This window comes from Streptomyces katrae (assembly GCF_000966975.1).
Taxonomy (GTDB): Bacteria; Actinomycetota; Actinomycetes; order Streptomycetales; family Streptomycetaceae; genus Streptomyces; species Streptomyces katrae.
Window position 1 is genome coordinate 1 of sequence record NZ_JZWV01000904.1, and the last position, 8,874, is coordinate 8,874.

8 protein-coding genes and 2 pseudogenes are annotated in these 8,874 nt (G+C 71.0%); 5 read left to right on the forward strand and 5 right to left on the reverse strand.

The features are described from left to right. From VR44_RS29195 to sigK, 3 genes are all read right to left on the reverse strand, one after another. On the reverse strand, positions 1–888 hold an 888-nt coding region (locus VR44_RS29195; protein WP_245692420.1), incomplete at its 3' end, for an NAD(P)/FAD-dependent oxidoreductase. A 184-nt stretch (positions 889–1,072) separates the two neighbouring features. After that, positions 1,073–1,825, reverse strand: coding sequence for an anti-sigma factor (locus tag VR44_RS29200; protein ID WP_045950616.1), 753 nt, complete (start codon positions 1,823–1,825; stop codon positions 1,073–1,075). Beyond that, positions 1,822–2,415 carry an ECF RNA polymerase sigma factor SigK gene (gene sigK, locus VR44_RS29205; protein WP_045950617.1) on the reverse strand — a complete coding sequence of 198 codons (594 nt, stop codon included), beginning with the start codon at positions 2,413–2,415 and terminating at the stop codon, positions 1,822–1,824. The genes VR44_RS29200 and sigK overlap by 4 nt, the downstream gene beginning before the upstream one ends. Positions 2,416–2,796: 381 nt before the next feature. On the opposite strand from sigK, the pseudogene VR44_RS49240 reads away from it, so the two are divergent. From VR44_RS49240 to VR44_RS29220, 3 genes and pseudogenes are all read left to right on the forward strand, one after another. Continuing rightward, positions 2,797–3,097 (forward strand): annotated as a pseudogene (locus tag VR44_RS49240) (chaplin). Positions 3,098–3,368: 271 nt separating this feature from the next. Further along, positions 3,369–4,952, forward strand: a complete 1,584-nt coding sequence (locus VR44_RS29215) for a molybdopterin-dependent oxidoreductase (protein WP_045950623.1) — start codon at positions 3,369–3,371, stop codon at positions 4,950–4,952. Between the two features lie 91 nt (positions 4,953–5,043). Continuing rightward, the gene (locus VR44_RS29220) at positions 5,044–5,694 is read left to right on the forward strand and encodes a fasciclin domain-containing protein (protein ID WP_045950618.1); all 651 of its coding nucleotides are present in this window, start codon (positions 5,044–5,046) and stop codon (positions 5,692–5,694) included. A gap of 310 nt (positions 5,695–6,004) precedes the next feature. On the opposite strand, the gene VR44_RS29225 is transcribed toward VR44_RS29220, so the two are convergent. Then, positions 6,005–6,601: a TetR/AcrR family transcriptional regulator gene (locus VR44_RS29225; protein WP_045950619.1), complete on the reverse strand. Its 597-nt coding sequence runs from the start codon at positions 6,599–6,601 to the stop codon at positions 6,005–6,007. A gap of 168 nt (positions 6,602–6,769) precedes the next feature. On the opposite strand from VR44_RS29225, the gene VR44_RS29230 reads away from it, so the two are divergent. Further along, positions 6,770–7,729 carry an alpha/beta hydrolase family protein gene (locus VR44_RS29230; protein WP_045950620.1) on the forward strand — a complete coding sequence of 320 codons (960 nt, stop codon included), beginning with the start codon at positions 6,770–6,772 and terminating at the stop codon, positions 7,727–7,729. 102 nt (positions 7,730–7,831) lie between these two features. Here VR44_RS29230 and VR44_RS29235 read toward each other — a convergent pair whose 3' ends face one another. Next, positions 7,832–8,410, reverse strand: a complete 579-nt coding sequence (locus VR44_RS29235; protein WP_483855146.1) for a DUF5956 family protein — start codon at positions 8,408–8,410, stop codon at positions 7,832–7,834. Positions 8,411–8,730: 320 nt separating this feature from the next. On the opposite strand from VR44_RS29235, the pseudogene VR44_RS46525 reads away from it, so the two are divergent. Further along, positions 8,731–8,874, forward strand: a pseudogene (locus tag VR44_RS46525) (30S ribosomal protein S18); the annotation flags it as partial.

Sequence of the window (8,874 nt, forward strand, 5' to 3'; positions counted from 1 at the left end):
GTGCAGCACGGTGGGGTTGCGGGAGTACGTGAACGCGCCCAGGATCCGCCTCTCGTCGGCGGTGGGGTCGGCGAGCAGGCGCAGGGCCTGGTCGGGGTGGGTGGCGATGACGATGGCGTCGAAGGCTGCGGTGTCACCGTCGCCGGTGGTGACCAGTGCGCCGCGGCCGGTGCGCCGGACCGTCTCGACCGGGCTGGAGGTGCGGACGCGCTGGATGTGCTTGACGGCGGCGGTGACGTAGGCGGCGGAGCCGCCGGTGACGGTCTTCCACTGCGGTGAGCCCGTGACGGACAGCAGGCCGTGGTGGTGCAGGAAGGTGAACAGGTAGGCGGCCGGGTAGGACAGGGCGGTTTGCGTGGGGCAGGACCACACCGCGGCGACCAGCGGCAGAGCGAAGTGGCTGACGAAGTAGGGGGAGAATCCGCCCTTGCGCAGGAAGTCCCCGAACGTGAGGCCCGAGTGGGCCCCGCGGGCCAGGAGACGGCGGGCGCCCCGGTGGAAGACCGGTACCTCGGTCAGCAGCCGCAGGTGCCGGCCCCGCAGCGCGGCCCGCGAGGCGAACAGAGCAGCAGGGCCGCGGGCGCCCGCGTACTCCAGGCCGCAGCCGTCGCAGCGGACCGACATGCTCATCTCGGCGTCCTGGGTGCCGATGTCCAGCTCGCGGAAGAGCCGGAGCAGGGTCGGGTAGGTGCGCTCGTTGTGGACGATGAACCCCGAATCCACTGCTACCGCACCCCCGTCGGGGGCCGGCAGGTCGCGGGTGTGGGCGTGGCCGCCGAGCCGCCCGTCGGCCTCGTACAAGGTGACCTCGTAGGAGGAGGCGAGGATGTAGGCGGCGGTCAGGCCTGCCACCCCGCCTCCCACGACGGCCGCTTTCCGCAGTTCCACCACACCCGCTCCCGCCACTCGACACGCCGCCCGACTGCTGCGCTTCACCTGTACTTCGCAGCGGCCGGGCGACCGGATTGGAGGAGATCCTCGGGGCGAACCTTTCGTGACCGTCGGGCCCTTCCGGGCTGATGCCCCACACGGCGGCGCCGGCGTCACCGGCGGACGGTGCCCGCTGGGCGGGTCAGGCGGGAAGGATCATCAGGAGCAGGGGGTCGGTGGTGGGCTGGGGGGAGCCTCCGGCGGGTTCCAGGGTCAGCCCTACGGCCCCGGCACCGGTGGGATCGCCGGCGAGGATGACGGTGCCGTCGTGGTCGATGAGTCCGGCGGGGCGCATGGTGCCGTTGTGGTCGAGCCATAGCTGGTAGGTCTTCCCGGCTCCGGGAGCCGGGAGGTTGGCGGCGGTGAAGACGGCCTTGTTCTGACGGGCGGAGGCGACCACCGTGGTCAGCGCGCCGTTGGCGGCTCGTCCGTGGACGGTGCGCGCATCGGGGGCGGCCAGAACCGTGCTGATCGTGTCGAGTTGCTGCTGAGCCTGGCGGGCCCGGGCCTCAAGGTCCTGTCCGTTCTGCGTCTGCCACACGGCGATTCCGCCGAGTGCGGCGGCGGCCACACTGGCGGCCAGCGCCAGGGGCACGGCCCGCCGGGTCAGGAGGCCGCCGGACGCGGGCGCGGTGGAGGCGGGGGCGGGTACACGCGGCGGTAGTTGGCGAACCCCGTCGATGGCGGCCATGACCTGTGCCTTTGCCGACGGCGGGGGCGGTTGGGAGACGGCTGCCGCCAGGCGGGCCGCAGTCGTCTGGAACTCGGCGGCTTCCTGCCGGCAGGCCTCGCAGGACTGAAGGTGGGCGTCGAAGGCGCGTCGTTCGTCTTCTTCGAGTGCACCGAGGGCGTAGGCGGCGGCGAGGGTATGGGCGTCGGCGGCGTGGTGTTTCATGTGGTCACCCCCATGCAGTCGCGGAGCCGGATCAGCCCGTCGCGCATGCGTGTCTTGATGGTGGGCAGCGGCGTGCGCAGGGCTTCGGCGACTTCACGGTAGGTCAGCCCCCGGTAGTAGGCCAGGGTGACCGCCTGGCGTTGGAGTTCGGTCAGGCCACGCAGGCAGCGGCGGACCTGCTCGGCCTCCAGGCGTGTCTCGACCTGTTCGGCGACCTCGTCGAAGGCTGTGGTGTGCTCGCGGGCGGCCTGGGCCTGCTCCCGGTCGGCGGCCGCCTGGGCGGAGCGGACCCGGTCCACCGCCCGCCGGTGGGCGATCGTCGCCGCCCAGGTGGTGACGGAACCGGCTTCGGGGCGGTAGCGGGCCCCCTGGCGCCACAGGTCGATCATGACCTCCTGGGCGACCTCCTCGGACTGCGCCCGGTCGCGCACGACCCTGAGGACGATTCCGAAGATCATCGGGGCGAGGACGTCATAGAGGACGGAGAAGGCCTCTTTGTCGCCGTGGGCGACGCGTCGCATGACGTCGTTGAGGTCGCCGTGGGCAGGTTCCGCGGAGCCGCTGCCGTGGAAGGGGATCGGTTGTTTCACCTGCGGGGCTCCGGCAGTGGTGAGAAGGCGAAAGGGCCGCCGGGGGCGGCTGTCGGGGGGCGGGGCGTCCATCGCATGCCGGTCCTCGTGTCGTCGCTCGTGCGGGGCCGTCCCGCCTGCGCGGGACGGTCCGGCCTTGGCAAACCTGTAGGTGCGTCGCCCTTTCTTCGTAGCCGACGCGGCTGCGGATGGGAGGCCACTTCGTTCACCCGCGCGAGCCGGGTCCGACCCGTTGGAGGGAAGCCGGTCCCCTGGGGCAAGCCGGTGGGAAAGCGGCGGCGAAGACCCGGGTGTGAGGAACCCGAAGGCGTTCACGCGACTCCCTCACCGGCCACGCGGGACCTCCGCGCGGCCGTACTCCTTCACAGGAGGTACGAGGACATGGCCGGCGTGCGAGGTGGTCCGGCCGTGACCCTTGCGGCCGGCGCGGTCGCGGTGGCGGGCGCGTCGGTGGCCTCGGCCGACGCGGGCGCGCAGGCTGTGACCGCGGGCCCGTCGGGCGCGGGATCGGCGGACGCGGGATCGGCGGGCGCGGGATCGGCGGGCGTGAGCTCGTCCGGGCGTGAGCTCGGGCAACCTCATCCAGGTGGCGACCCACATCCCGGTCAACGCCTGCGGCAACACCGTCAGTGTCACCGGGCTGCTGAACCCGTCCTTCGGGAACACCTGCATCAACGCCTGACCGTCTACCGCGGGCCTCATGCGGAGGATTCAGCACGAGGCGGAACAAGGATTGCGTCCACGGCTGTCAACCCCACCACCACCGACGACGTCCCGGCCGAGTTCGGCGATGCCGTCGACTTAGTGCTCGACCGCGGCCCCTGCAAGGTCGGGGTCGGATCGACCATCGCGCCGTGTGCGTCGGCCTGCCGGTCGCCGCCTGGATCGAGGACGGCGAAGCGGAGCATTCACTCTTTCGGGATCGGACCAATCCGCCGCATGGATGCTGCCGAATCGGGGGTGTGAGCAGCTTCCGCAGGATCCTCTCCCGCAGCGCATCCGGCACGCTGGCCGGACTTCTGGCCGCGTTCACGGCCCTGTCCGTGGCCGAGCTGGTCGCCGGCGCCGTGCGGCCCGCCGCTGGACCGGTGACGGTGGTGGGCGGCGCGGTCGTCGACCGCACACCGGCGGCGGTGAAGGACTTCGCGATCCGCACGTTCGGGCAAAGCGACAAGTTCGTTCTCCAGCTGGGCATCCTCGCTGTCGTTGCCCTTCTCGGCGTCGGTCTGGGCGTGCTCAGCCTCTCTCATCGGCGCACAGGGGCCGCGGGTGTGCTCCTGTTCGGGATCCTCGGCTCCGCAGCGGCCCTCAGCCGCCCCGACTCCGCCAACATCGGCGACGCACTGCCCTCGATCGCCGGAGCGCTCACAGGGGCACTCGCCCTGTACATCCTTGCGGCGAAAGCCGTCCGCGTCCCCGCCGATGCGGACGGCGCGGGGGCCGGGATGTGGAGCAGGCGCGGTTTCCTCGCTGCGGCCGGTGTGACCGCTGTGGCAGCGGCCTCGGCCGGAGCAGTGGGCCGGTTCCTCACCGCCCGGCAGGGCCAAGGGGCCGTCGCCTCCCGCGAGAGCCTCATCCTTCCGGCTCCTGCCTCCGCAGCCCCGGCGCTACCGGGCGGGGTTCAGCTGAAGGTCGCCGGAATCAGTGCCTTCACCACCCCGAACGCCGACTTCTACCGCGTCGACACCGCACTGACCGTTCCCCAGGTCGACGCGGCCACCTGGCGCCTGCGCATCCATGGCACAGGGGTTACCCGACCCCGTACCTACAGCCTCGACCAGCTCCTGGCCCGCCCCCTGATCGAACGCGACATCACACTGACCTGCGTCTCCAACGAGGTCGGCGGCCCCTACATCGGCACGGCCCGCTGGCTCGGCGTCCCCCTCACAGACCTCCTTCGGGAAGCCGGAGTCCGGCGCCCGTCCCAAGGGGGCCAGGCGGACCAGCTCGTGGCCCGCTCCGTGGACGGGATGACCCTCGGATCCCCGGTCGAGGACGTCATGGACGGCCGGGACGCCATGCTCGCCGTCGGAATGAACGGCCAACCCCTGCCCGTCGACCACGGCTTCCCCGTCCGGATGCTCGTCCCCGGTCTCTACGGGTACGTGTCGGCCTGCAAGTGGATCACCGAGATCGAGCTCACCACTTTCGACGCCTACGACCCCTACTGGGTCAAGCGGAAGTGGGCCCGGAAGGCGCCCATCAAGACGCAGGCGCGCATCGACACCCCCAAACCGTTCGCCCGACCAGCCGCCGGCACCGTCACCCTCGCCGGCGTCGCCTGGGCGCAGCACCGCGGCATCACCCGCGTCGAGGTCCGCGTCGACGACGGCCCGTGGCAGGACGCCGACCTCGCCCCGCAGGCCACCGCGGACACCTGGCGCCAGTGGTCCTTCCCGTGGACGGCCACACCAGGCGGGCACACGGTCACCGTCCGCGCCACCGACGGCACCGGTCAGGTGCAGACCGAGCGGCGCACACGGACCATCCCCGACGGAGCGAGCGGCTGGCACAGCGTCTTCGTCACCGTCACCTAGACCACCCGGACGGCCGGCCGTTGGGCCATGTCCCGGGCAGCACGACCAGCTACCCCAACGCCCCATAGAAGACCCCAAGGAGCAATCGATCATGAACAGCCTGAAGATCCGCCGTACGGCGATCGCCGTCGCCGCAGCCGCCCTGCTGCCCTTCTCCCTGGCCGCGTGTTCCGACTCCGGCAGCGACGCCAAGACCGCCCCCACCGCGGCCGCCGACGACCAGGCCAAGACCGGCGAGAGCACCCCCGCCGGTGACTCGATGACCGGCGGCCGGCCCTTCGGCCCGGCCTGTGCCGGCGTTCCCAAGGACGGCGCCGGCTCGTTCGACGGCATGGCCAAGGACCCCGTCGCCACCGCCGCCTCGAACAACCCGGCCCTGTCCACCCTGGTCGCCGCCGTCAAGAAGGCCGGACTCGTCGACACCCTCAACAACGCCAAGGACATCACCGTCTTCGCACCGACCAACGACGCCTTCGCCAAGATTCCCAAGGCTGACCTCGACAAGGTCCTCGCCGACAAGGCCACCCTGACGAAGATCCTCACCTACCACGTCGTGGGCCAGAAGCTCACCCCCGAGCAGATGGAGAACGGCAGCTTCGAAACCCTCCAGAAGGGTGCGGTCACCACGGCGGGCTCCGGGGAGTCCTACAAGGTCAACGCCACGTCCAACGTGGTCTGCGGCAACGTCAAGACCGCCAACGCGAATGTCTACATCGTCGACACCGTCCTGATGCCCAAGTAGCCCGTACCAGGGGCCCGATCCGCCACGGCCGCTGGCCCTGCGACCTTCCGCGAAGGACGCAGGGCCAATGCCATGGCCGACCTCTGTGCGCGGACCGGCCGTCCGTCGGGCCCCGCACGCCGGCCCCCGTCGGACCGGTTGCGTGGCGCGGCGCCGGGCGTGGGAGCGCCCACTCCTACTGGTCGACGGGCAGCTCCGGGTCGGCCTGCCAGACGCTGGGCGGGACGGGCTTGTACGCCGGTTTCACGCTCGCCTCGCTCGCGATGCCGGACGTGACACGCCACCTCGCCCGTCCCTGAGCTCCTTGGCATCAGGTCCCCTGGGGTCGCTGGAGGCCCTGGAGGAGGAGGGCGATCAGGCGTCTGGGGTCGTAGCGGGGGTCGTCGTCGCGTCCGATGCAGAGGTTGCCGATGCCGCGCATCAGCTCGTAGGGCTGCGTGCCAGGCCTGATGTCGCCGGCTTCGACTGCGGCGTCGAGCAGTTGGGCGCAGACGGGCAACAGCCGGTCGAGGAAGTAGGCGTGCAGCGCGGCGAAGCGGTCGCTGTCGGACTGCAGGGCGTCGGCGAGGCCGTGCTTGGTGACCAGGAAGTCGACGAAGAGGTCGGTCCATTGGTGCAATGCGTCGAGTGGGGAATCGGCGCGGGCCAGCAGGTTCGGGCCGGCTTCGGCGCATGCCTCGATCTGATGTTGGTACACGGCGGTCACGAGATCCGCCCGGGTCGGGAAGTGACGGTAGATCGTGGCCATCCCCACGCCTGCCCGGGCCGCGATCTGACGGATCGGCGCGTCGACGCCGGAGGTGGCGAACACCTCGGCAGCTGCGGTGAGCACCGTCTCCCGGTTGCGCTGAGCGTCGGCCCGCTTGCTTCGGGGCGGCGAATCCCCTCCAGGACCCTCGGCGGCCATCACGTTCTCCTTCGACACCGGTTGACAAAACGGAGCAGCGCTCCGGATAGTAAATGGAGCAGCGTTCCGTTTCAGCTTAGCCGAACGGAACACCCCTGACCTCCTTGCCCGCCCGCCGAGGGTACGAGCCCGGCGGGCGGCAGGCGCCACCGAAAGGGAACCCACACCGTGAGCACATCCCCCGCCACCGACGCCTTGGGCACGCCCGTACCGGTCCTGTCCTTCAGCCCCGTAGTCCTGGACGTGCCCGGACGTCCCGTGGATCTCGAGGTGCGCGTCTCGGCACCCGTTACCGGCACCGGCCTTCCCGTCATCCTCCTCTCCCACGGCCACGGCCCCTCGAACAACCTCTCCTCCCTCAACGGCTACGCGCCGCTCGCCAACTTCTGGGCGGCACACGGATTCGTCGTCGTCCAGCCCACCCACCTCACCTCCAGAACACTGACCGACCTGGTCGCGGACGCACCCGGAGCACCCGACTTCTGGCGTTCCCGCGCCGAGGACATGACCCACGTCCTCGACCGGCTCGAGGTGATCGAGAACGCCGTGCCGCAGCTCGCCGGGCGGATCGACCCCACCAAGGTCGCCCTCGCCGGGCACTCGCTCGGCGGCTTCACCGCCGCCCTCCTGCTGGGTGCCGGACTCACCGACCCCGCCACCGGGAACCTGGTGCACCTCTTCGAGCCGCGCATCAAGGCGGGCGTACTGCTCGCCCCGCCCGGCAGGGGCGGCAAGGTCTTCAACGGACCCATGGCCGAGCACTGGCCGGTCATCGGAGCCGTCGACTTCTCCACCATGACCGCACCCGCGCTGGTCGTCACCGGCGACAAGGACGACCCCCGGCACTTCACGGATATGGGCCCGGACTGGCACGCCGACCCCTATACCCTCGCCCCCGGCCCCAAAGCACTACTCACCCTGTTCGACGCGGAGCACGGACTCGGCGGGATCGCCGGATACGACGCAGCCGAGACGACCGACGAAAACCCCGAGCGAGTCGCCGCCCTCGCCCGGCTCACCGCGGCATACCTGCGCGCCCAGCTCCACCCCGGCGACAACGCCTGGCAGACCACCCACGAGGCACTGACGACCGGCCCCAACCCGGTAGGACGACTCGAATCCAAGTAAGTCCCCTGCCACGCCGACCTGAGGGGGCGAACCGGCTGCCAGTACCACCAGGTGCCGTGGGCGCCCTGACCGGCCCAGCCGGGTATCCGGCCTTGGTCGCGGTCAGCCGGCCGCGTCCGCCGCAGCCTCGAGTTCGGCCGCGCACAGCGCCGCGAACGCCGCCGACAGCCCCACGGGCACACCGCGGGCCTCGGCCTGGGCACAGAGGTGGTCGAGGACGGCGTCCAGATCCTCAAAGCCCCCCACCGGTCGCAGCAACCACAGCCGGCCCGAGGGACGGGGCGGGATGCCGACGCCGGCCAGGTCCGCCGAGGCGTCCTTCTCCTGAGTCTCCTGCTCCGTCTCCGTGACGGGGTGGCACTCGGCCTCCACCACCCGCCCTGACCCGTCCGTAGTGGTGTCGATCTGCCAGCGAGTCGACCGGTCAGGCACCCAGGTCCGTGCATGCGACGGCCATACGAACGGCAGGAACACCCACATCGGCGCCTCAGGCGCGAGAACCCATCCCAGCTCCCCCAGCTCCCGCACCTCCGGAAGCCGGTCCGCTTCCAACTCGCTGCGCCCCGAACGTCGGCCAGCCTGCCGATGAGGGCTACCCCCTGCATCCCATGACATACCGGACCACAGTAGCCACCTGCGAGGAGCCGCGATCACCGTTCGCGGCTCCTCGCAGGACCACATCGCGGACACCTTCCGCGGAAGTGAGGATGCCCGTCACCATTCCGAACCACCTGACGTGGCGAATCGACGCCGCGGCTGCGCAGCAGTCAGGGCAGGCTGGAGGTGAACATCCGGTGAGGAAGACGGAAGCAGACCCCGGGCACCCCTCGCCGTGGCGCCTTGACGTCTACGCGGGCTCGTGAACGCCGGCCGCGCGATGGAAGACGCCCCCGCACCCTTTCGCCGGGGACCGGCCGGAAGACTTCTCGCTGACGCCCGCAAATCTCTTCCGCGGCCACTGGCGGGGGCGCCCTTCCGCGCTCGATGAGTACAAGCCCTACCTGGACGATCGTCGGAACCAAGGCTGCACCAACGCCTGGAAGGCGTGGGAGGAGATCGTGCCGCTCGGCTACAAGGACAGCGACCGGCTGCGGAAGTTCATCTCCGACCGGGGCAAGATCCGCAGCCGCCGCGTCACCCGCGTC

Excerpts from the sequence above, each read along its gene's own strand:
- VR44_RS29200 (WP_045950616.1), bottom strand. The coding sequence starts at position 1,825 with ATGAAACACCACGCCGCCGACGCCCATACCCTCGCCGCCGCCTACGCC.
- VR44_RS29220 (WP_045950618.1), top strand. The coding sequence starts at position 5,044 with ATGAACAGCCTGAAGATCCGCCGTACGGCGATCGCCGTCGCCGCAGCC.
- VR44_RS29225 (WP_045950619.1), bottom strand. The coding sequence starts at position 6,601 with ATGGCCGCCGAGGGTCCTGGAGGGGATTCGCCGCCCCGAAGCAAGCGG.
- VR44_RS29235 (WP_483855146.1), bottom strand. The coding sequence starts at position 8,410 with ATGTGGTCCTGCGAGGAGCCGCGAACGGTGATCGCGGCTCCTCGCAGG.